Below are 21,513 nucleotides of genomic sequence, written 5' to 3' on the forward strand. Positions count from 1 at the left end.
CACGCCATCCTGGCGCAAGCTGCTCAGTTTAACCCCGTAGGCGTTCAGAATATACGCGATTATATCGCTCGAAGCCTACATAACGCGTTCCTTTGAACGAGAGCCGTCCTTCATCCCCCTCAGCACACAAACCATACTCTTCGCCATTGACTTTGAATTCGAGCCGATCTCCACTTTCCACTTCAAAGGTGACGTAGTATAACGTTCGTGCTGTACTCCCCGGTTCAGATTGCGACTGACTCATCTTCATCCGTCTGCTGGTGATTCGTGAAGGCACGGTTAATAGCGGCTCCGAGTTGTTGCGTCCCCACCTCCATACCTCCTTTCCCATCGACAGAAGGACTATACCTATAATCAGAACAAATACAACCGGAAAGACGGTTCCAAACAAATCAAACATCCAGGATGATTCAATGCCCATGTCTCTCCCTCCGTTCATACAACTTAGGACAGCCGGAGTCTTGACCCGTCTCCTGTAATGTATATGCACGTAAACAAGGAACTTGTTATCCGGATTGAAATCCAACGATGTGAAGGGAAAAACCCTCCGGCAGAATACCGAAGGGTTTCTTCATACGAAAAATAAGTACTATTTCATTATCTAATACCCTGCTGCCTAGCAGCCATGTTTTTACTTAAAGGTTGTTGCAAATCGTTGATCCAATAATATAACCTGATTGACCTGTCCCTCTTTTGTCAGCATGAACGATGCACGATAGATAGCCAGATCATCTTTTTCCGCTTGCAGCGACTTCTCATCCAGGAATGTTTCCTTCTGAATATGATAGGCATAATCGATATTACGTTCAGATTCGACCAAAACATGTTCCTTGCCATACAGATCGAGAATCTCTTGATGTGTCATCCCCGCTTCTGCCCCGCGAGCCGTCTTAAAGTACCCTTTCGAGTCCTTATTCAAGATGATACTAACGACTTTGGCATCCCTATAGCCAATCGTTATCCCGTTATTGTATTGATAGGATTCACCCACACCCGTTGATGTTCCCTCACCGAGGATTTTCTCCGTCTCTTCCTGACTCATTCCATACGTAATCTTATCCTCACTGTCAGTCTTCGTCACAGCCAGATCCTGTTCTGAAAATTCGTTTGGATTGAATTTGCTATTGCTGCAAGCCGTGATCATGATTAATAATAATGCCGCAACAATCCATGTTATTTTTCTCCAGTGTCCATTCTTCATGTACTCACCTCTGATGTTTTTCCAATATTTTATCATATTATCAACTGAAAAAATAATTAGTAGTGACGTTTTCACCATTCCTCGCAAACAAAAAGAGTATCCGATATGTAGTTACTCCTGTACCATTATCCGCTCCAACTGAGATAACAGCCTCAGGTAAAGCACTGCTATCTCAGTTCAAGCAAACCCATGTTACCCTTGTGGATGCATATTTAATAAAGCTGAGGACAATTAGCTAGCCTGTTAACTGATTCACGCTAATTGTGTGATCACAAGATGTGCCGATACAGGTCTTGTTCCGCCCGCAAGTGGCGTGATTGTTAATGCAGTAGCATTACCAGCCGGGTTCCGAACGGTCAGAATAGAATTAATCACGGTTGTCTGCACTAAAGCCATACCCACAATCTGAGACGTTCCCGTTGCTCGCCCAACTACAGTAGGAGCCAAATCTGCCCCATTGAGAGTTAAGATTAATTGACCGGCTTCATTGATGCTCACCTGGAACAAAATCTGATACGTACCAATGGCTGCCAGATTGAATGAACTAGGCCCCGTACGTGCGATAGTTGTTCCACTTGTCGGCCCATCCTGAGGAAAGCTTACATCAGTACCGGGAGCAACCGTTGCTGCATTATCAGGTGGCATCAGTGCGAAAAAGTCAGCAAATCCCAGTACGCTTCCGGCTGCTCCTGTTGCACCTGTACCTCCCGTGGCTCCAGCTGGACCAGCTACTCCTGTAGCACCAGTCGGGCCTACTGCTCCTGCTGCACCGGCTGGCCCTGCCGGACCTACTGCTCCTGCTGCACCGGCTGGCCCTGCTGGGCCTACCGCTCCTGCTGCACCGGCTGGCCCTGCTGGGCCTACCGCTCCTGCTGCACCGGCTGGGCCTGCCGGGCCTACTGCTCCTGCAGCTCCTGTCGCACCCGTCGGCCCAACAGCTCCAGCAACACCTTGAGGCCCAATTGCCCCGGCAGGTCCAGGATTACCCTGCGGACCTTGTGGCCCTACGGCCCCTGCTTCTCCCGGAATCCCCTGTGCTCCCATAGGTCCAGCAGGCCCGACCGGACCTTGAGAACCTACCGCTCCAGCAGGACCAGGCTGTCCCTGAGGCCCTTGTGGTCCAGGTGGCCCCCCTGCTGGTCCTTGAGCTCCAGTTGGCCCTTCAACCCCTTGTTTACCTGGAATACCTTGTACGCCCTGTACGCCTTGTATACCTTGTGGTCCTGTTGGGCCAACGACAGTAGGGGTAGATATATTCACTTCTGGAGGCGGACATTTTACTTGAACGAACTTTTTGACCACTTTCAATCGGCGTTCTTTTCTTTTAACTTTACACGGATGGAATGTTGCCTTTTTTCTCTTCATACGTTTCTTCACTTCTGAATGACTCACAGTGTGGACACCTCCCTATAGACATGGTTTAACGTACGTATGTAGATGAAAAGATGCGTGGACGAACAACCATTTTAACTAAAAAACTCCGCTAATTATCAGGTAAAACAATAAAATCAGTAGCAACTGCCTATACGTTTGATCTATTTTGTTCAAAACCATTAATTGAGTCGAGCTGGTTTACGTGAGGAGATTTGTTCAAAAAAACTCATGCCATTTGGGCATGAGTTGCTTGGTTTAACTAAGCAGACGTTCCGAATAAAGCAGATTAGTTCGTTTAAAGAAATATATCTTGTCCCTTGAAAGAGAGCCGTCTTAAATCTGCATCGGGTGTACGACGATATAGGAGTTTTGAGAAAAAGGTAACCACGACCTCCATAACATGTTGAGTTCATTTATGCTGATTTTTCGATTGTAATATTCTTCATCACAATTAATCTTGTGGTCTAACGATTCTGCCAAGTAAAAATGCGTTTCATCATAACCAACGACGGGAACAAAATGCAAATAACGTTGTTTGGGATGTACTCTAATAAATAAAATAACAGGTACCCCTTGGCTGATCTGTTTCTTCAACGTATTCACATTTCCTCGTAAGTACATTGCCTGATATCCTAGTTTTCTGAAAAAAACAACGACCGCTTTGGGATATACCGTACCATCCAGTAATTTGCGAGGATAGGTTTCATATAGCTTTGTTCCGTTGGACTCCAAACCGAAATGTCTCAAGACAAACGCACTGGAAAATGCAGCGCATTCGTAGTTTTTCTGAATATCCAACCGATTTGAAGATTGAATGTAATATGTACTCGGCACATTGACTGTGTACATGCGATCTTTCTTAGGAAAACTGAAATAAAGGGAGATCACCCAGAGAATAATCAACCAAAGTAATACATTGAGAAACAATTCGTGACCTCCTTCGTTTCATCAGACGATGTACTCTACCGTTTGAGTATGCCATTCACTAGACAGCAGACTATACGTCACAATATTCTCATAATGATCGTAAACCCGTTGAGCTTCTCTGGATGTTCCCTCATATGAAAATCCGATTTTCTCAGGTATAGCCCTGCTTTTAAAGTTGTTTTCTGCACATTGAATGATTACACGATTTAACTTCAACTCGTTAAAGAGATATTTAAGCAATTGTTCTATTGATTTGGTGATGATTCCTTTGCCCTGCGCTGACTCTGCTAAAAAATATCCAATGCTCGTTGCTCTATTGTTCCAATCAATATAATGCAATCCTAACATCCCGACCAATTGTCCATCGAACCATATTCCGGAATCAAAACCGTTCTTCTCTTCATAATTATGTGTCCATACATCTATTACAGAATCTAAATCACTGGGCGATTGTCGTTTATCAACCCAGAGTAACCACGCTCTCAAGTACTTTCTATTCTCATCAATTAACGCATACAACTCATCTCTATCTCGAGATTGGATCAGCTTTAATACAATAGATTCATTCACTTGAAAAGGTAGCATTCTGTTCCTCCCACTCAATCTAACTATGAGGTTAATTTTAGGTGTTCATTCAACACACCAGTTCTTTAGAACCCATTCTTTAATCTGTTCAGCTACTCCCTCTGCTGTAAGTTCTGTCGTATCAACTGTTTGCATTGGCGGGTCAAACGCAGTTTCCGAATTCTGGAGTAACCAATTGGCAAAATTCTTGTGATCTTCAACCAGGTTCTCGTCCCACCCACGGGCTCTTAAACGCGTCTCGCGAGTAACATCGTCACAATGCAAGTTCATATATAGAATCCGATCAAATCGATCTATGTAATCAGACCATGCAATATTTTCCGGGACCATCGTTCCACATAAAGATGATATCCATGTCAAAGACGTCAAATTCGGGAAGTTGCTTGCGAACAAGCGAAGAGATCGTTGTTTTTCCTGTTCCACTTGCGCCTGTCACTATAAAAAGCGGTAATCTTCTCATAACTCGCTCCTTGAGTTAAAATAAATTTTGATTTATTACGTTCTCCATTGATCTGCTTTCAACCCATAAATAATCCTGTTTAAATATGTACCGTTAATATATTCGTAATCCCTTAATTCACCTTCACGTTGAAAGCCTAATTTTTCAGGAATTGCGCGGCTTTTGAGATTGTCTGTTGCTACGCCAATTTCAACTTTATTTAATTCAAGTTCATCAAATGCGTAATCAATTAGAATTTTAATCGATTTTGTAATAAGTCCCCTACCCTCATATTCCTGACCAAGCCAATATCCTATTTCAGTCTTCTTGTTTTCTTGATCAATGTATAAGTATCCAATAGAACCAGCAAGCTCGTCTCCACACCAGATTCCTAACCAATAACCATCATCTTGAGCATAGCGTATACGTGTTCTCTTGATGAAATTTCTTGAATCATCTTCTGTTAATGTCATGCTGGGGAACTTCAACCACGCTCCTATATGATCCCTGTTTCGATCGATCAGATTATATAATTGGGGTGCATCTTTCATTGCCAATAGCGATACATAGGTAGCAGTATCCATTTGATATTTAAACATATCCCACTCTCCGATTCATTTCATTTAATCACCGTTTTCTTGCTTTAATCACAAAGGATACAGGTAACATCTTCGCTCTTTTAAGGAGACTATCGCTATTATTATGTAATTGCATGATATCCTCATCGGATTCTTCTATCATTTGTTCAATGACAAATCCCGCTTTTGCTAACGCGTTGACATAGGCTGATATTTGACGATCAGCTAAAACTAATTCTCCCTGACAAAAATCAGGAGACACCGCATACCAAGATTCATCAGAATATGACTTATTGAAAACAAATCTATCATTTTCTTCAACGACACATCTATGAATTGGATGAGACCAGCTGAAAATAAAAATGCCATCTTTCTTTAAATAAGAAGCGATTCGGCTGAAAGTACCTTCAAGATCGGTTGTCCAACCTATGGCATAAATCGAATACACAGCGTCAAAATAATTAGTAGGAATACCACATCCCTCTTCCATGGGTGAACATATCAATGTTGCAGGAATTCCGTATGTCCTCAAGTGTTGTTGTGTCTTTTCTATCTGTTTCTGGGATATATCCATACCCCACAGTTCACCTGCTTTGCGGTCTCCATGATACTGCAAGGATTGACCATTTCCACAGCCCACCTCTAACATCTTTAATCCTGAGACATCACCAAAAAGTTGGTGTTTTTCTTCTGAGATAAATGCTCCATAATGTGGAAGCACGATTGCACTCAAAAAGTCATTCCCTTTTGTATCCCAATAAAAGCTGTTTGTTTCATAAACACTGTGCTTGTTCATCTGATAGCCTCCTTTATACACTACATTCAGAACATTACTTGTTACCTTCGTTGAAATATGTAATCTCATTGCCATTAAGTAAGCTTTTAAAGCCGTTCTTGTAGTAAGGCATAAGCTCATCTGCCTGTGTTATATCCAACCATGCAATCTCAGAGATTTCGTCTGGTCTTGATATCTCTTCTCTCCCTCCGACGATTTACATCGACTCGTTTCAATGATTGAACTTCCTTTCCGGAAACTTTTAAATATTATTCTTATCACTGAACTCAATGCAAAAAGGTTGCATCTCAGGTTTTAAACAATACTCTATTCTTTCTCTGAAGTTTTTCCATTCGACTTTTAAAATGGCTTCTTCGATCGGAAAGAAACCAGACTCTAAACTCTCCGTTGATGTGATTAATTCTCCTCCTATTGGTTTGGCTAGAAATAATGTGTTACATATTGAATTTTCGATATTCTGAAATATTCCACAGAATTTGATAATTTCAATGTCGATACCGGACTCCTCTTTCGTTTCTCGGATCGCAGCTTGACTTAGAGATTCTCCTTCTTCCACTTGACCACCTGGCATTTCCCATCCTCTTCGTGGTCCTCTAATAAGTAATAATTCATTTTTGTCGTTTATCACGATTGCAGCGGCAGATAAGATATGTTTTGGAGGGCTCATTTATTCGACTCCTTCTAGAGAGATTAATATACGTTTGAAGAACAATTTATAGCCAGACTAAAAGAAGTTATATATCCCGTCTTCAAAATAATTATATTCTTCATCCGTTATTCTTAACTTTCCATACCCGTTATAAAATATTTCTATATCTCTTTCATTATCAAAATGGCTAATGCTACATCATATCTTGGATCGCCATAAGCTGCTCCTGCCCAGTCAATAACTCCAACAATATTGCAATCATTAACTAGCACATTATCTATAGTAAAATCTCCATGGATGAAAGTGTTCTCTATTGGTTTTGGTCTTCCTTCTTTCAACTGTTGAAGTAGTTCTGCTGATCCGTCTACAGCAAAGTGAGTTAGATTATATTCTGCTTTATTAAGCATTGTATCTAACCAAGGACTGTTATTGTTCAATAATTCAACAGGACAAGAGCATTCGTGTATTTTCTTTAAACAAAGTCCAAAGTTAAAAATCGCTTTTTCTTTACTTTGAAGGTCAGGCATCTTAGAGAGAAATTCTCTTAAACTTATTCCATCAATATAATCCATCAGAAGCCATCTCGATGTGTCCTCAGTGTGAAATGAATATACCTTTGGAACAGGGAGTCCCGTATGGTAAAGGTATTGGAGTACCTTATATTCATCGGATAACCATTCATTATAAAGATCGTTTTCTGTCTTCTTGATGATGTACTTTTGGTCGAACATATCCAGAATAGCCACAGTAGAAGTATGACCTTGCTTAGGAGAAGTGATTTTCTGGACTTCCCCTATATGTCCTTTTATTTCAATTGGGAGATCTTGAATGTTCATAGTTTTGTCCTTTCTACAATTTCATGCCCTTTCTCTTTCAGATAAAGTCAATAAAAAAATCCACATTTTGAGTGATTCACCTTAATTATTTCTATAATAACCCATGCTGCAATATTTGCGTAGTACATTTAAAAGCGCATACATTTCTCTCCAAATCAAAAAGAACCCTCCCGTAGGAACGTTCTCTGTGAATGATCCGTGAATCATAAGCCTATGCGTACATCAGATCCATCTTACTATAATTTTCTCTCACATACGTTTGTAGTTGTACAAGCTGATTTATTGCTTCTCATCTGAGTTCTATTTAGATGGAACTAAAGAAACGACTCGCTAGAACCTGACGCAGAGCAGATCTATGATTGTCAAAGGCACTTGCATAATCTCGTTCATGAATTGCTCTACGTTGATGCGAATTTCAGTCACTTTGTGGTAGAAGACGTTGTTAATTACATCGGATTTCAGCCATTTCCATAATCCCTCGACGGCATTTAGTTGAGGGCTGTAAACTGAACCAGAACCAGAACCAGAACAACCTTCTATCCCAGAACCACAGCCTGAACAACCATCTGGGGATCGTGCTATCCTAGTAGTCACATTGACAACTGGTTTAGAGAAAGAATACGATCTTCCAATGAGTTAGGTAAATGCATTCCTCAACTGGTATGATGCTCGTGATGGAGGAGCTGGACCGGCCAAGTTCGCCATCAACAAATACAGCAACAACAAAGGTCCATTTAGTAAGCGTACAGATTACGTGATATTCGATAAAATTCTAACGTTTGAAGTAAGTGAATATACGACCAAATAAAAGAAAGAACAGTGAGGTTATCCCTCCTGCTCTATTATGTATTCAATTCAGGAGATATTTCATTAAGCCCAATCATACTACCGGTCATAAATTCCAGAAAAAACAGAATTGTTCTATTGGAGATGACTTTACCTTGGAAGTATAACAGCGCGGGAGACATCACATACATTTATGGGAATGGGGCAGATAAGTATTATCAAGCGGTCCGGATTGTCAAACGTTTACTAGGCCGCAAGGCTACTGCTGAGCTACAGACAAACAAGAGCCGGACACGCTGCTTGATAAAACTCTATAATTAAAAATAGAGCCCCACTAACTTTTAGTAGTGGAGCTCGTTCATAATTTATAAGTTCAATTATTTAGTTAATGCATAGAATAAGAATAACTTGTAGCCCGAGCCCATACCTGTAGCAGTTACAGTTGCTTCAGAGTTACCTCTAGGACCTGAAACGGTTGAGTCAGGATACCAATTCACATAACCCCAGCCTGTATTATAACTAAAGGTATTAGAAGTTGGATTTTTACTGAGAACCTTTCCAACTAAATTCCGATATTACCCTAAATTTTCTTTGGTAAAGCTGACATTATAGAGAATCCTAAGATTACACTAGCCACAATCACTAAATAGTCATTAACAACAATATATTGATATACAGAATCATTTAACCATCCAAATGAGGCCCATACATAACTTAAAGAAACAATAAGAGCCGGTAAAGTTATCAGTAGGAAACCCGATGTGTCCTGTTGTTTTGTTGATCTCAATTGTCCTCTAATCATTAATCCAAGAACCACACCAATACCTCCGAAGAAAACAATTGGTATAATTGTTATCAAAAAAGGGCTAACATCAAATCTCGTTCTGGCTTGCGTAAGTTGGTTATTGAGTAACATAGATCCAACTGCGAATAAAACAATAATTAAAACAAGGTAAGTCAAATTTTTGAGAACTCCATTTGCTTTAGTTTCCATTTAAGTATTCCCCTCTCTTCTGTCGGATATCCTAACTTTAACATTTGTGGGATTTAAAATCCAAATAATAAAAAAATGACTCCTCCAGCTTTATGCCAGTCAAGTCATATTTACCGATGCTATCGGATTTGTTCCTATATCACCATAATTATCCTTTTTGTTCAGATTAGTCTGAGACAATGAACCAATCGAAGTTCTCAGGACCTACACGAATAACAGGTACCAGGCTAGTGCCTATAAAAGCAGTGTACGTCAATTGTAGTAAGAGTGGTGGATTGAAATCTTTTGCTGGAAATGTGATAATCTGTGGTGCCAGAGGGCCAAAGTCATTCGTAGATGTCGCGGAATAAATAACTGATTCAGTTGCTAACGTTCCTCTTACAATAGTAATTGTGATAACAACCGAGATAACACTTTCAAAGTGTCCTTTAATCGCCATAAAAAAATACACCCCCTAGAATTTCATCGGCTAAACCCAAGGGTTTTTCCAATGTCTATTCTAAAAGGTGCACTTCAGAGGCAAAACGTTGATATATCAGCTTACTTTGATCAGTTTTGATAACTAAGCGTACATCATATCCATATACCCGCGAGTTACTTCTCCACCTTCGGCTGGTTCGGGCTGGTCTGCCTGTGCATGTTCTGCCATGCAAGCCTTCACTGCTTCCTCTGTCGTGCAACGATTCGCATCGTCACATGTGTAGCATAATTGAAGCATATATCTGGTTAATTCATCCGCCTGCGTGATTTGAGTTTGACCGTTGGTTCTCATCTTCATCACTCCTTCTCTTGTTGAGTTAAATATATCACCTTCTAGTGGATTTATTTGTGATTTATTTCACAAACTAAGCAAAAAAAGAAAAGGAACCCGTAGGCTCCTCTCCTTTCTCCTATCTATTCACATCGATAACACTTTAGTTTAAAGTACTTTCCAATGTACACCGCCATCTAACGTTTGCAATAACAACGATCTTTTGGCATCTGTATTTTCAACCAATATCCAGCCAAGCTTGGGGGTAACCATCTGCATCTTCACAATCTCCGGATAATCTTCGAGAATTTTCTCCAGTACACTGCTTGCAGGAAGAGCGCTCCACGTTTTGCCCGCATCCTTGGTGTGGTAGGTTATGCCCTTTTGCATCGCCCAACCTTCCGATGCGTTCAGAAATACTGGTGAAAGGTTACGATTCGGACCCGTTTGTTTGTTTAAAGTGAAATTGGACAGCTTCCAGCTCTTTCCTCCATCGGTGGTAAAGAATCCATTAAATGTCGTGCTCTCCCCTTGAGAACAAGACACTGACATCCAGGCTGATTGCGCTTCACGTCCAAAAAATTGTGGTGAACTAACACTGAAATTACCACACCCGTTGAATTTGTTTCGATCAAAGAAGGATGGTCCAGTATTCCAGTTTTCTCCGCCGTCTGATGTTACATACAACTTCGGTGTGCCGAACTCCAGCGCTGTTAAGAAACCATGTTTTGGATCCGAGAAAGTCATGCCCGTGGTGTATCCACGTTTGGAAATCTCTTCTGCTTCCTGTTTGCCATCTTCATCACTGGATGACATCCGATTCCAGGTAATTCCACCGTCCTCGGTGAAGTAAAGTTTCTTGTCCTGTTTACCAATAGCGGTATCGACCGTGGTGAGAATCCAACCTTTTTCAGGAGATACAAATGAGATCGCAGTCACTTTATCCGTCTTGGACAGAGAAGACAGGCTCCAAGTTACGCCTCCATTGTTGGTGCGAAGCACCATGGTATCGGTTCCACCCATGCCTTCACGAACAATCCAACCATGTGCACGATCTACAAAATAAATGCTTTGTCCATATTTAGGGTTAGCCGGAAACTGTACATTTTCCGAAGGTGAAATATTGGTCCAGGTCTTTCCCTGATCCTGAGTGTAGTACAGGCGCAGCGCATTCCGCGTCACCCCCCACGCCAATCCTCCGTTGTCATTGAGCAACTGAAAATCGGTCAAACGGGTCTGTATCTGGTACTTGGCCATATCTGCAGATTCTGTACTGTTCACAGGGGGAACGACAGTTAATGTCTGCCCTGTATTCCCGGCGTCCTCCTGCTGCTGCGGAGGTTCTGCTACCGGAGGTTGATCTGACTCGGTGCATGCAGCCAATACAGCTGCTATACCTATAGACAGTAATGCTGTCTGCGCGATTTTAATCCATTGCAAACGCAAGTGGGTTCCACCTCTCTCATCCAATATACAGGCGCGCATGCCTGTCCTATGGCGTTTTATTTACGATTCATCAGAATCCACTGCTCCTATTCTACCACAAACCTTATGTAAAAGGCTCATTGCCCACTCATGGTCGGCCAGCTCCCTTTTTCTAGCTCATACTCTGGGCTATTAGTCGTACATTTATTACCATTAATTTCATCCTAAACTGTTTTTCGACGGAATAATTGGTAAAAAGACATGAAATGTGAACTATTTTATAGACAACACTCGCTTTATATTCTCTAATCCCTTAATATGGATGGGAGTATAACCCAAAAAGGAGAGGATATTGAACATGACAAATAGTGCAGCTCTGAAACCAAGTCGTGTCGTAATTGTAGGCATGGGTGCGGTGGGAACAACAACGGGATACACGCTAATGTTGAGACAGCGTTCGTCCGAGTTGGTATTTGTGGATGTGAATCATGATAAAGCAACCGGTGAAATGCTGGATATGAACCACGGTCTTCCATTTACGGGAGGCGTGAAAGTATGGGCTGGCGATTATTCCGACTGCAAAGATGCAGATATCATTATTATTACAGCCGGTGCTTCCCAGAAGCCGGGCGAAACCCGGATTGATCTGCTGAAGAAAAATGCAAGCATTTTCAAAGATATTATCGAGCGTATTACTGAAGTGAATTCTCATGGTATTTTGCTGATTGCAACTAATCCTGTAGATATTTTGTCCTACACTTCATGGAAACAAAGTGGATGGCCTGCTTCCCGTGTCATCGGTTCAGGTACATTGCTCGATAGCGCACGTTTCCGTTACCTGATTGGTAAAAATAAAGGGATCGACCCGCGTAGTATTCACGCACACATTATTGGTGAGCATGGAGATTCCGAAGTACCGGTATGGAGCCTGGCTAACGTTGCAGGAACAGATCTGGAATTGGATGAAGAAACACAGCAGGATATCTTCGACCGTACCAAAAATGCAGCGTATGAGATTATTAATGCCAAAGGAGCGACTTCCTATGCAATCGCCCTTGCTCTGGACCGCATTGTAGCTGCAATTCTCGGCAACGAAGGCTCCGTTCTGAACGTATCCACGTACCTTGAAGATTACAATGGTGTATCGGATGTTTATCTGGGTGTTCCATGTGTTGTCGATCGCAACGGTGTGCGCGAAATTCTGCCTCTTCCGTTGAATGAAACCGAAAAAGTGGCTTTCCAGGCTTCTGCTAACAAATTAAAAGAACAGATCACTGGACTCGAGTAATTCAATCGCGCAATCATTCATATCGTGAACGATTTAGCACGTTAAAATTTGTAAATTAAGATATCTGTCTTAGCCAAAAGGGCCATTTGTTTCTTCTAAAGAGAAGAGGCGAATGGTTCTTTGGTTTATTTCAATTATAAGAATGACTATTTAAGATATTAGATTTTAGTTAAAGTTTACATAATATTAGTTATGTTAAATCTTCCGTCGTCTTAATGAAAACAAAAAAAAGCCTGTCACTTGGACAGACTCCTTTTCGGGTTAAATATTAGCTTTTCACTTCTAATATGACGGAAGTTTAACGTCCAGCAAAGCCATAGCCTCTTCTTTCTCCCTACTGGTGACGTGAGTGTACACCGTTGTCGTTTGAATCGATGCATGACCGAGCAGCTCCTGCACCGTACGCAGATCGGCTCCACGCCGTAACATCATGGTCGCGAAGGAGTGACGCAGCTTATGACTGGAGTAGTTTTGACGTTGATTGGCTGGTGATTCCTGCTGGAAGCGTTCAAAGGTTTCTGTAGATATGAGCTGGATGCTGCGAATCGACAGTCTCTTCCCTTTTTGCGAGACAAATAGTGCTTCCTCTTTTGGCCGCCAAGGATCGAGACGCTCAGCCATAGCTTGAGATAATACTTTTGCCACAGTCTCCGGTACAGGAAGCGAGCGCCATTTCCGACCTTTACCAAATACATCCAATGTACGCCGCTCCGCATTATAGTCTTTGCAATCCAACGCATGTACTTCTCCAACCCGTAATCCCATATATCCCATCAATAGAAAAACAGCCAGATTACGTGTACGATACTTGCCTTCTACCGACTCCAGAAAACGTGTCAGCCCACTTTCATCAAGGAAAACGGGCGCACGGTTTTTTTCGGTTTTGGATTTTTTGATCCCAAACGCCGGATTATTGGTTAACAATTCGAGTTCAATGAGGGACTTGTAAAAACAGTTCACCGCCGCATGTTTGCGATTTCTCGTGGCATCACTAACCCCACGCTCCCGCGCGCGGGACAGAAAAGACAACACATGCAGCTTTTTGACCTGCTCCAGTGACTTTCCTTGAATGGAGACCAGGAATTCCACCACGTCACCCGTGTATGATTTTACCGTATGGCCTGTATATCCGGCGTCCTTCATCCATATGTGAAAAGCTTCTAGCTCGTCCGCATATTGCTCCTGAATCTCCTCGGTCATCATCTGTCTACGTCACCTCAATTCGGTTCTTTATAAGTTGAACAGTGCTCTACGCTTCATCCACAATGACAATGTCAATCAGCGGAATGATCGTTTCGGGTTTGCCTTGACTACGGGTAAGTACAAACGATGGCAATGGATTCTCGTGCAGGCCATTCACGGATTCACAGATCTGAGTATATAAATCCATGTGCAACGTCTCGCCTTCACCTGCCACATCAATGACAGGCCAATCGTTCTGAACGCAGGCAGGCCAATAAGCCAGCTCATTCGCAGGTACGATACTTAATTGTTGAATGGACGGATCAATACGGTAGATCCCTTGCCGTTCAGGTTCGTCGCCCAGCTTGTCCACGGCAAGTATTCCAGCCGACTGCTCATCTGGTGCAGAATAGAGTGAATAACACCACGGAGTCACGCCCCAGGCGATCGCCATCATCCCCTCTTCCAGCAACGTATCCGACAGTTCGCCTTCCGCAAATTGTTCGATCAGATTATGGTTACCCGGTCCCATCAGTTCCCCTACACGTTCAGCGAGTCGAGGCAGGTCAGCGAGGATAAATCCTCCTCTGCCGTAGGAGTCAAACACATGATGGTTTCTGCTCCACACAGCTTGAGATGGTGAACTCAACGACGCTGCTTCTGCCGGGAAAAGCGATATATATACGGTGATAACTTGCGCATACTTAACCATTGCAAGTTGTTCAGGTTCGAGTGTACCTTCAGCAATACGAGGTGTTTTCATATGCAGGGAGATTCGAAGTTCGTATTCCCCCTCTGTAAATACTGCCCAACCAAGATTAACAGACTGTTCAACGCCTTCAATAGATGCAATGGAGATTGAGCTATCCGGTTTCAGGTTAACAGCATACTGCACGTATGCCAGCTCCTGACCATAGATGATATTGGCATCCTGACGATTGACCGGTGAATCCAACTGTTGTGCAATGACAGATACCTTACGTCCATCCTTCAGAAGGCGCTGCGGATCAATATCCAACTGCAATCCGTCTTCACGTCCTAATTGTGAAACAATTAATTGCGCCTCTGCAAGTACGGATGAGTCAGCTAGTGCAAATCCAAAAGCTGCTTTTTGATGATCTGAATTCGTATGTAATGGTGTGTTCATGATACATCCCCTCTCTTATGTCTGATGGCATGTCACATCCTCAAATATATTTCATATTTGGCTTAGCCGCAACCCCGCCCCCGTGATTAAGTTCGTCACGTCCCTTATTACTTACCCATATATGAAGAAAATCCCAACCTTCCCCTGCTGTTATCATCCTTTATCTTTCTATATAAAAAAAATCCCCATCCCGCTTCGCCTAAGCGATACGAAATGAGGAAAAATGAAGATATTCTCGGTTAAAGATGTTCTCGACTAATCTATTTATCCTTTGCTCTGAAAGCACTCGAGATCCGGCGTTTCGGATTCAGATGACTGTAATGCCTTCCATACGCAAAGTAGATAATTAATCCGATGATCAACCAAACAAAAAACGTAACCCATGTCAGCGCTGCAAGGCGTGTCATTAAGTATACACAACCCAATGCACTCAGAATCGGAATCAGTGGCACAAGTGGAACGCGAAATCCGCGTTTGAGATCAGGGTTATTTTTACGCAACACAATAATGCCCAGACTTACAACTGCAAAAGCAAACAACGTTCCGATGTTCGTAAGCTCCGCCAAATGTCCCAACGAGATGAACCCGGAGAACAGAGCCACGATAATGCCCGCAACCCATGTCCCTACCGCTGGTGTCTGACTCTTGCCACTAACTTTGGAGAAGACAGGTGACAGCAGGCCGTCACGAGACATGGAATAGAGCAGACGTGTCTGACCATACATCATGACCAGCAATACGGTCGTAATGCCGGCAATCGCTCCAAGAGATACAATCCAGGACAATCCCTTCAATTGAACAAATTCAAATGCAAACGCAACTGGATCACTTACATTCAACATGTTATAAGGCACAATCCCTGTGAGGATCAACGATACAACGATGTAGAGAACGGTACAGATTGCCAGTGACGCAATAATTCCAATCGGCAAATCTCGTTGTGGCTGCTTAACTTCTTCTGCCGCTGTGGAGACCGCATCAAATCCGATGTAAGCAAAAAATACGGTTGCTGCTCCAGCTGTTACACCTGAGATACCAAAAGGCAAAAATGGCTGCCAGTTAGTTGGCTCTACATAGAAAACACCTACACCAATGAAGATCAGCACCACGATAATTTTAATCGCTACCATGATGCCATTCGCACGAGCAGCTTCCTTCACCCCTCGGGTAAGCAGGAAAGTGATAATTAACGTAATGACCGCCGCCGTGATGTCAAAATAGGTTCCCTTTTCCGGGCTGAACGCACTCGTTAGCGCATGAGGTAACTCCAATCCAAATCCGGACAATAACGTCTGGAAATATCCAGACCATCCACTGGCTACCGCCGCACTTGCAAAACCATACTCCAATATCAAATCCCATCCCAGAATCCAGGCAATCACTTCGCCAAAAGCCGTATAGCTATACGTGTACGCACTACCCGATGCCGGTATGCTTGAGGCAAATTCCGAGTAACACAATGCAGCGAATGCACATATAATACCTGCCAGTAAAAATGACAGTACAAGTCCCGGGCCGGCATACGTTGCGGCAGCTACACCAGTCAACACAAAAATCCCTGTGCCGATAATGGCACCTACCCCAAGTGTGGTTAAGTCCAACGGACCGAGCGCCCTTTTCAATGCACTGCTGTTATCGCCCTCCGAGGCAATTGGTTTTTTGCGAAATAATGAAGATCGTTGTTTGTTCTCACGCATAGTCATGTTCCTCTCGTCATGAATCTTGAATGTGCTATGGATGTAGCAGCGATTGGATGGCTTCCCAACTGTTCTATGAAAAAGTCATTTGTTCTATCTTATCGATCACCTATAAAAACCTATCGAATTCTACACGTTATCGCGTTGCTTGGTTAAATTTATTTTTGAAGATCACTTATTTTGTTCTTTTTCCGCGAAATTTATCATGATCTGTTGCACGTGGTTGAATATGAAAATGGATTTAAAACAAAACTGCGTATAATTTATATTATGCGCAGTTTTTATGAGCCTATTTTTTAACGAAAAACATCTTATATCTCTTGTTATCTGAAGTTAAGAAAAAGAGAGCTCTTTTCGTCTTTTTTCGCTGTCCCTTCCTCCCTTATCCTGTCTAATTCCACGATATGAAGGCATGTAAAAGAGCCACATATCATTATGCGGCCCTTTATTTCTTACTATAGGTAGAAGTGTATATAAAAATACGAACTGACTTCATTTCAGGTTTTTATGAAAAAGTAAATTATGAGAACGCAATTCTCTCCGCGTCGGACATCCTGTATTGGGTTAACAAATAATCTTTGCTCTGCATCGCCGCATGACGAATCGCATCCAGATCAACATTCAACAGCTTACCCTCTCGCTTCACGAGTCTACCTGCCACAAAGACCGTATCCACGTTGGATGGATTGGCAAATTGCACAACAGCGCCGATTGGATCATGAACGGGGAACATATTCAGATCGGTGGTACGAATCATGATCAGATCCGCTTCCTTCCCTGGGGTCAACGTACCCACCTTCTGCTCCAATCCCAACGCTTGGGCACCAGCTGAAGTTGCAAATCTCAGCACTTGGCTGGACTGCAAGTTCAACTCACCAGGCATCTCACCCTGCTGTAAAAGTTGTTCATTGGCTCTGGATCGTTCAGCCTGAAGTGCAAACTTCATCTGCGAGAACATATCTCCGCCTGTAGACGTCACTACATCTACACCAAGTGTAGGTGTTCCCCCATGTTCAAGAAAATAGCCGGTGGCCGGATATCCATGACCCATCATCATTTCAACCTCAGGTGTGACCGACAAGGAAGCGCCGCTATCTGCCAGCATTTTGTATTCATCCATGCCCATGGTGTTACCATGAACGATATTCACCCGTGGACTTAACAGTCCCGCTTCGTACAAGTGACTGATCGAGCGATCCACAGATCCCCAACTGCCAAATCCGGCATGCATGGAACAGATCGCATCCAGTTCTTGTGCTAGCTCGATCTCTTTCACGGTTGTATCCCAATGACTGAACTCCGGACCACGAATGGCAAGCCCATAAGTAAGCAATTGATCCCGTGATGAAAAATAACGTTCTTTGACTCTTCTCACATCATTATTCGGATACGTGAGTTGACTATCCCGATTCCAGTAGTCCGTCTCACCAGGTACTCCGTGAGCAAATACCGCCCGAATGCCAGCATCCTGAAGTCCACGAATCAGTTCATCCGTATGGTCAGGGGAATATGGCATGCTCCAATCCATTACTGTCGTCACTCCTGCGTTAAGCGCTTCCAAGGAACCGAGCAGATTGGCAATATAACTATCTTGTGGGCGGAGCTTGCTTCCCATCGCACCATAATAGAGATTTTGCAAATAAACTGGTAACGACCAGTTGGTTCCCGCTGTTTTGACAAGTGATTCCCACATATGCCGATGTGTGTCCACCAGCCCAGGCATAATAATCATCGATGAAGCATCAATGATCTCCGCATCCGGAATATCCAGGTCGGGCTGAATAGCCATGATCAGTGAATCCTGAATCAGAACGTCCGCCCTCTTATACTGTCCAATTTTAGCATCCATCGACAACACACAGCCATTTTTCAACAGATAACTTGTCCGCACAAGAAACATCTCCCATCTATTTTGGTTTGAAAGACGATCACATCCTGCTTACGAATCCGTACTGCTTCTGACTATTTTTTCGCTAGTATATATACATTATATAGTTATTGTTAGTATTTATCAATTTTGGGATTTACGTTTTGCTCGAAATCTTCTGACCTTCATCAGATTTCCACACATCTTATCATCACAGTACTTCTGTGTTCTGCTTCGGGTATCATCATAGAACATCCAGCGACAATCCGAATTATCACAGATCCGGATCCTGCCGCCTTCTCCCTCTACCAAAGTCAAAGCAAAGTCAGCAGCTACCTCAGCCATAACCTGACTCCAATGTGCTTCTACAGCTACCAGTTGGAGTTTCAGTTCCTGATCAATTGTAGTCAATGTTCTTCTCACATGCCCTGCTTGCATAACGCCGTTCAACCATTGTTTTTCTATATCCGTTAATGATGCTCCAGAAGATAAGCGGGCTCCAAGAGCTATCAATTCATTCCTGAAATTTCTCATCGACAACTCCTCTTCTGGAGATGCAGGGACAGAAGCGTTAAGTTGCCATCGTTCCAGAAAATCTTGCTGCCAGTTCGCCTTCCCAAGTCTGTCCTCCGATCGATCTCCCCCACGCCAGTCGTGATAATCGCTGTTTACAAAATCGGTCCATAACCTGTCCATATATACCTCCGTTTATTGTAACCATCTAATTAAACCAAGAAGGTTACAACTTATCTTTGATGTGTTATATTAAGTGTAACCTCATTAATCAGTTTTAGCTAGTTACATCACAAATCACAATTATACGCAAGGAGGAAAAGGCAATGACGAACACAACAGCACTAGATGTGTTACTTATTCAAAAGGATGATACTTGGGATCAATGTAATTGGATTGTACCTTTGTCGAAATCCTTGGAGGGTCTTACAGCAGAACAAGCAGCCTGGATTCCACCCTCAGGGGGATTAAGCATCTGGCAGTTGGTTAACCATATGTATTATTACAACCATCGCTTATTATGTCGCATGCAAGGTAAGGAGCCTACACTTCCTGCTGTAGACTCCAATGAATACACATTTGGGAATCCGGGAGATGCAACGGATGCAGCTGGTTGGAATACACTGATGCAGGGTACAACTCGATTAGCCCAGCAGTTGCGAGATCAATTAGCTGCACTACAAGAGTCTGATCTTGAAGCTGCATATATGGACTCCGAAGAGAAATGGGCACACGAACTAGCTCGCTGGGTACTCCATGATGCGTATCACGCAGGTCAGATCGTGCTTCTTCGCAGACAGCAAGGAAGCTGGAAAATCGTTTTCTAAAAAAATGCTTGAACTGCTAGCGCTTACAGGAATAAGATGAACTTATTAATGTTACAGCTTGTTCAACACACTATATAATTGAATAGGATCTTCGGGGTAGGGTGCAACTCCCAACCGGCGGTGATGTTCTTCGGAACCAGCCCGCGACTCGCTAATTGTTCTTAACGAAGGACATTCAGCGACTGACTTGGTGTGAATCCAAGGCCGACGGTACAGTCCGGATGAGAGAAGATCAACACATTGACATGCCGTTCACGGGAAGGCCTCTTTCCTGACGCATGTCCTTGGATGAGCCCCCGTTTATTTGGTTATACCAAAACGGGGGCTTTTGTCGATTTTGCCAACTGAAGATTCCGTGTTCTGACGAAGGAGTCCTGAATATGGAAAAGACATCAGCAGCATCACCTGTTTACCGCAAGGAACGAAGTAATACCGGATTCTGGCTTGTAGTTCTCGGCGCCGCCTTATGGGGTGTCGACCCACTCTTCCGAATTATTTTGCTAAACACGATGACATCCACGCAGATTGTACTGGTGGAACATATCATCGTCAGTCTTATTGCCATTCCCGTGCTGTGGAAATTTCGGGCTGATCTGAAAAACCTGCGCGCTCGCCACTGGATTGCCGTGATTTTTATCTCATGGGGAGGATCAGCACTCGCAACGGTATTGTTCACCATGGCACTAACACATAACGATCCGAATACTGTGCTTTTATTGCAAAAAATGCAGCCACTCTTCGCTATCGTGCTGGCTAAACTGTTACTAAAAGAAACGTTGCCACGTCGCTTCGGTGGATTGTTCTTCATTGCATTAGCAGGAACGTACCTGCTTACATTTGGCTTCACATTGCCATTAGGTAACTGGGACAACTGGATTCATGCTGGAAGCTTGTTATCCCTTGGGGCCGCTGCCTTATGGGGAGGTTCAACCGTTATGGGACGATTGATGCTGGGTCAGGCGCGTTACGAAACCGTCACCTCCCTTCGCTTTGTCGTTGCTCTCCCGCTCCTGATCTTTATGACGTGGAACGAAGGTGCGGCATGGACGTTTCCGTCCGGAACGGGTGAACAGACTGCTGTCATCCTCAACATTCTCGGTCAGGCATTGTTACCTGGTTTGCTCAGTCTTCTGTTGTATTACAAAGGTCTGTCGTCAACCAAAGCCTCTGTTGCAACACTCGCAGAACTTAGCTTCCCGATGGCTGGTGTGTTGGTGAACTGGATTGCTTTCCGTACACTGATTACATGGGAGCAGCTGCTTGGTTTTATCCTGATCTGGGTGGCCCTCTTCGCCATTTCCAGACAGCAGGAAAGATCATCAACTGCGGCCGATGCTGCACCGAAGCTGCGTACAGAGTAAGTGGATATATCTGAGGTTCACATATAAACAAATAGTCAAATATAAAATAAAACCATTGCACATCAAATTAGATGAGCAGTGGTTTTTTATTTCCATGACTCGATATTACTCGTTCATTTTCTCAATTAGCAATATGAGCTATTACCCCTTTGCTTTATCTCTATTTCGCAAATGCAAATCCCCCTCTTTTCCCTCCAACCTCATAACGAGTATGCATATCATCGCACTACGTCTCTTCTATCTTTTGTCTTTTGTCTAATCCGGTGGTACGATGACATATGGAATAAACA

23 protein-coding genes, 2 pseudogenes and 1 riboswitch are annotated in these 21,513 nt (G+C 43.2%); of the genes and pseudogenes, 4 read left to right on the forward strand and 21 right to left on the reverse strand.

The features are described 5' to 3' along the window. Nucleotides 1-28 precede the first annotated feature (28 nt). From MKY01_RS17810 to MKY01_RS17865, 12 genes and pseudogenes are all read right to left on the reverse strand, one after another. On the reverse strand, nucleotides 29-421 hold the full coding sequence (locus MKY01_RS17810) for a DUF2500 domain-containing protein (protein WP_017688132.1): 393 nt from the start codon (nucleotides 419-421) through the stop codon (nucleotides 29-31). A 210-nt stretch (nucleotides 422-631) separates the two neighbouring features. Continuing rightward, entirely contained in the window at nucleotides 632-1,201 is a 570-nt protein-coding gene (locus tag MKY01_RS17815) for a hypothetical protein (RefSeq protein WP_339282902.1), read from the reverse strand. 252 nt (nucleotides 1,202-1,453) lie between these two features. Then, nucleotides 1,454-2,593, reverse strand: coding sequence for a collagen-like protein (locus MKY01_RS17820; RefSeq protein ID WP_036673779.1), 1,140 nt, complete (start codon nucleotides 2,591-2,593; stop codon nucleotides 1,454-1,456). Nucleotides 2,594-2,908: 315 nt separating this feature from the next. After that, nucleotides 2,909-3,502, reverse strand: a complete 594-nt coding sequence (locus MKY01_RS17825) for a C39 family peptidase (protein ID WP_339282903.1) — start codon at nucleotides 3,500-3,502, stop codon at nucleotides 2,909-2,911. A gap of 21 nt (nucleotides 3,503-3,523) precedes the next feature. Continuing rightward, complete coding sequence (locus tag MKY01_RS17830; protein WP_339282904.1) at nucleotides 3,524-4,087, reverse strand: GNAT family protein; 564 nt, start codon at nucleotides 4,085-4,087, stop codon at nucleotides 3,524-3,526. A gap of 45 nt (nucleotides 4,088-4,132) precedes the next feature. After that, the gene (locus MKY01_RS17835) at nucleotides 4,133-4,417 is read right to left on the reverse strand and encodes a hypothetical protein (RefSeq protein ID WP_339282906.1); all 285 of its coding nucleotides are present in this window, start codon (nucleotides 4,415-4,417) and stop codon (nucleotides 4,133-4,135) included. Next, a complete protein-coding gene (locus MKY01_RS17840; RefSeq protein ID WP_339282908.1) occupies nucleotides 4,389-4,547 on the reverse strand; it encodes a hypothetical protein in 159 nt (52 codons plus the stop codon). The genes MKY01_RS17835 and MKY01_RS17840 overlap by 29 nt, the downstream gene beginning before the upstream one ends. Nucleotides 4,548-4,582: 35 nt before the next feature. Further along, nucleotides 4,583-5,125: a GNAT family protein gene (locus tag MKY01_RS17845; RefSeq protein ID WP_339282909.1), complete on the reverse strand. Its 543-nt coding sequence runs from the start codon at nucleotides 5,123-5,125 to the stop codon at nucleotides 4,583-4,585. Nucleotides 5,126-5,153: 28 nt separating this feature from the next. After that, nucleotides 5,154-5,900: a class I SAM-dependent methyltransferase gene (locus MKY01_RS17850; protein WP_339282910.1), complete on the reverse strand. Its 747-nt coding sequence runs from the start codon at nucleotides 5,898-5,900 to the stop codon at nucleotides 5,154-5,156. A gap of 241 nt (nucleotides 5,901-6,141) precedes the next feature. After that, complete coding sequence (locus tag MKY01_RS17855; RefSeq protein WP_127550659.1) at nucleotides 6,142-6,567, reverse strand: NUDIX hydrolase; 426 nt, start codon at nucleotides 6,565-6,567, stop codon at nucleotides 6,142-6,144. Nucleotides 6,568-6,710: 143 nt separating this feature from the next. Beyond that, entirely contained in the window at nucleotides 6,711-7,385 is a 675-nt protein-coding gene (locus MKY01_RS17860) for a phosphotransferase (RefSeq protein WP_339282912.1), read from the reverse strand. A 330-nt stretch (nucleotides 7,386-7,715) separates the two neighbouring features. Beyond that, nucleotides 7,716-7,889 (reverse strand): annotated as a pseudogene (locus MKY01_RS17865) (IS630 family transposase); the annotation flags it as partial. Between the two features lie 37 nt (nucleotides 7,890-7,926). Here MKY01_RS17865 and MKY01_RS17870 point away from each other — a divergent pair. Then, nucleotides 7,927-8,193 (forward strand): annotated as a pseudogene (locus MKY01_RS17870) (ran-binding protein 10); the annotation flags it as partial. Nucleotides 8,194-8,751: 558 nt separating this feature from the next. On the opposite strand, the gene MKY01_RS17875 reads toward MKY01_RS17870, so the two are convergent. The 4 genes from MKY01_RS17875 to MKY01_RS17890 form a co-directional block, all read right to left on the reverse strand. Further along, nucleotides 8,752-9,165: a hypothetical protein gene (locus MKY01_RS17875; protein WP_127550656.1), complete on the reverse strand. Its 414-nt coding sequence runs from the start codon at nucleotides 9,163-9,165 to the stop codon at nucleotides 8,752-8,754. A gap of 166 nt (nucleotides 9,166-9,331) precedes the next feature. Then, nucleotides 9,332-9,604: a hypothetical protein gene (locus MKY01_RS17880; protein WP_053061591.1), complete on the reverse strand. Its 273-nt coding sequence runs from the start codon at nucleotides 9,602-9,604 to the stop codon at nucleotides 9,332-9,334. 123 nt (nucleotides 9,605-9,727) lie between these two features. Then, a complete protein-coding gene (locus MKY01_RS17885; protein ID WP_282321128.1) occupies nucleotides 9,728-9,937 on the reverse strand; it encodes a hypothetical protein in 210 nt (69 codons plus the stop codon). A gap of 147 nt (nucleotides 9,938-10,084) precedes the next feature. Beyond that, the gene (locus MKY01_RS17890; RefSeq protein WP_282321127.1) at nucleotides 10,085-11,362 is read right to left on the reverse strand and encodes a YCF48-related protein; all 1,278 of its coding nucleotides are present in this window, start codon (nucleotides 11,360-11,362) and stop codon (nucleotides 10,085-10,087) included. Nucleotides 11,363-11,699: 337 nt separating this feature from the next. Between MKY01_RS17890 and MKY01_RS17895 the strand changes: the two genes are divergently transcribed. Next, nucleotides 11,700-12,629, forward strand: coding sequence for an L-lactate dehydrogenase (locus MKY01_RS17895; RefSeq protein ID WP_339282916.1), 930 nt, complete (start codon nucleotides 11,700-11,702; stop codon nucleotides 12,627-12,629). Between the two features lie 282 nt (nucleotides 12,630-12,911). Here the strand turns inward: MKY01_RS17895 and MKY01_RS17900 are convergent, their stop codons facing one another. The 5 genes from MKY01_RS17900 to MKY01_RS17920 all read right to left on the reverse strand — a co-directional run bounded on the left by MKY01_RS17900 (nucleotide 12,912) and on the right by MKY01_RS17920 (nucleotide 19,218). Beyond that, nucleotides 12,912-13,832 carry a tyrosine-type recombinase/integrase gene (locus tag MKY01_RS17900; RefSeq protein ID WP_091029457.1) on the reverse strand — a complete coding sequence of 307 codons (921 nt, stop codon included), beginning with the start codon at nucleotides 13,830-13,832 and terminating at the stop codon, nucleotides 12,912-12,914. 46 nt (nucleotides 13,833-13,878) lie between these two features. Next, a complete protein-coding gene (locus MKY01_RS17905; protein ID WP_282321126.1) occupies nucleotides 13,879-14,958 on the reverse strand; it encodes a hypothetical protein in 1,080 nt (359 codons plus the stop codon). A 260-nt stretch (nucleotides 14,959-15,218) separates the two neighbouring features. Then, on the reverse strand, nucleotides 15,219-16,655 hold the full coding sequence (locus tag MKY01_RS17910) for an amino acid permease (RefSeq protein ID WP_282321125.1): 1,437 nt from the start codon (nucleotides 16,653-16,655) through the stop codon (nucleotides 15,219-15,221). Between the two features lie 520 nt (nucleotides 16,656-17,175). Continuing rightward, entirely contained in the window at nucleotides 17,176-18,555 is a 1,380-nt protein-coding gene (locus MKY01_RS17915; RefSeq protein WP_339282919.1) for an amidohydrolase family protein, read from the reverse strand. 111 nt (nucleotides 18,556-18,666) lie between these two features. Continuing rightward, on the reverse strand, nucleotides 18,667-19,218 hold the full coding sequence (locus MKY01_RS17920; RefSeq protein WP_282321123.1) for a CGNR zinc finger domain-containing protein: 552 nt from the start codon (nucleotides 19,216-19,218) through the stop codon (nucleotides 18,667-18,669). Between the two features lie 143 nt (nucleotides 19,219-19,361). Between MKY01_RS17920 and MKY01_RS17925 the strand changes: the two genes are divergently transcribed. Together MKY01_RS17925 and MKY01_RS17930 are read left to right on the forward strand one after the other, a co-directional pair. After that, nucleotides 19,362-19,862, forward strand: coding sequence for a DinB family protein (locus MKY01_RS17925; protein ID WP_036673799.1), 501 nt, complete (start codon nucleotides 19,362-19,364; stop codon nucleotides 19,860-19,862). A gap of 83 nt (nucleotides 19,863-19,945) precedes the next feature. After that, nucleotides 19,946-20,099, forward strand: a riboswitch (FMN riboswitch). A 143-nt stretch (nucleotides 20,100-20,242) separates the two neighbouring features. Continuing rightward, entirely contained in the window at nucleotides 20,243-21,223 is a 981-nt protein-coding gene (locus MKY01_RS17930; protein WP_047843351.1) for a DMT family transporter, read from the forward strand. The last annotated feature ends 290 nt before the right edge of the window (nucleotides 21,224-21,513 follow it).

The sequence above is a fragment of the Paenibacillus sp. FSL R5-0486 genome (assembly GCF_037975155.1).
GTDB lineage: Bacteria > Bacillota > Bacilli > Paenibacillales > Paenibacillaceae > Paenibacillus > Paenibacillus amylolyticus.

Coding starts and splice junctions, on each gene's coding strand:
- MKY01_RS17810 (WP_017688132.1), bottom strand. CDS start 421: ATGGGCATTGAATCATCCTGGATGTTTGATTTGTTTGGAACCGTCTTT.
- MKY01_RS17815 (WP_339282902.1), bottom strand. CDS start 1,201: ATGAAGAATGGACACTGGAGAAAAATAACATGGATTGTTGCGGCATTA.
- MKY01_RS17830 (WP_339282904.1), bottom strand. CDS start 4,087: ATGCTACCTTTTCAAGTGAATGAATCTATTGTATTAAAGCTGATCCAA.
- MKY01_RS17835 (WP_339282906.1), bottom strand. CDS start 4,417: ATGGTCCCGGAAAATATTGCATGGTCTGATTACATAGATCGATTTGAT.
- MKY01_RS17840 (WP_339282908.1), bottom strand. CDS start 4,547: ATGAGAAGATTACCGCTTTTTATAGTGACAGGCGCAAGTGGAACAGGA.
- MKY01_RS17845 (WP_339282909.1), bottom strand. CDS start 5,125: ATGTTTAAATATCAAATGGATACTGCTACCTATGTATCGCTATTGGCA.
- MKY01_RS17850 (WP_339282910.1), bottom strand. CDS start 5,900: ATGAACAAGCACAGTGTTTATGAAACAAACAGCTTTTATTGGGATACA.
- MKY01_RS17855 (WP_127550659.1), bottom strand. CDS start 6,567: ATGAGCCCTCCAAAACATATCTTATCTGCCGCTGCAATCGTGATAAAC.
- MKY01_RS17860 (WP_339282912.1), bottom strand. CDS start 7,385: ATGAACATTCAAGATCTCCCAATTGAAATAAAAGGACATATAGGGGAA.
- MKY01_RS17875 (WP_127550656.1), bottom strand. CDS start 9,165: ATGGAAACTAAAGCAAATGGAGTTCTCAAAAATTTGACTTACCTTGTT.
- MKY01_RS17880 (WP_053061591.1), bottom strand. CDS start 9,604: ATGGCGATTAAAGGACACTTTGAAAGTGTTATCTCGGTTGTTATCACA.
- MKY01_RS17885 (WP_282321128.1), bottom strand. CDS start 9,937: ATGAGAACCAACGGTCAAACTCAAATCACGCAGGCGGATGAATTAACC.
- MKY01_RS17895 (WP_339282916.1), top strand. CDS start 11,700: ATGACAAATAGTGCAGCTCTGAAACCAAGTCGTGTCGTAATTGTAGGC.
- MKY01_RS17900 (WP_091029457.1), bottom strand. CDS start 13,832: ATGATGACCGAGGAGATTCAGGAGCAATATGCGGACGAGCTAGAAGCT.
- MKY01_RS17905 (WP_282321126.1), bottom strand. CDS start 14,958: ATGAACACACCATTACATACGAATTCAGATCATCAAAAAGCAGCTTTT.
- MKY01_RS17910 (WP_282321125.1), bottom strand. CDS start 16,655: ATGCGTGAGAACAAACAACGATCTTCATTATTTCGCAAAAAACCAATT.
- MKY01_RS17915 (WP_339282919.1), bottom strand. CDS start 18,555: ATGTTTCTTGTGCGGACAAGTTATCTGTTGAAAAATGGCTGTGTGTTG.
- MKY01_RS17920 (WP_282321123.1), bottom strand. CDS start 19,218: ATGGACAGGTTATGGACCGATTTTGTAAACAGCGATTATCACGACTGG.
- MKY01_RS17925 (WP_036673799.1), top strand. CDS start 19,362: ATGACGAACACAACAGCACTAGATGTGTTACTTATTCAAAAGGATGAT.
- MKY01_RS17930 (WP_047843351.1), top strand. CDS start 20,243: ATGGAAAAGACATCAGCAGCATCACCTGTTTACCGCAAGGAACGAAGT.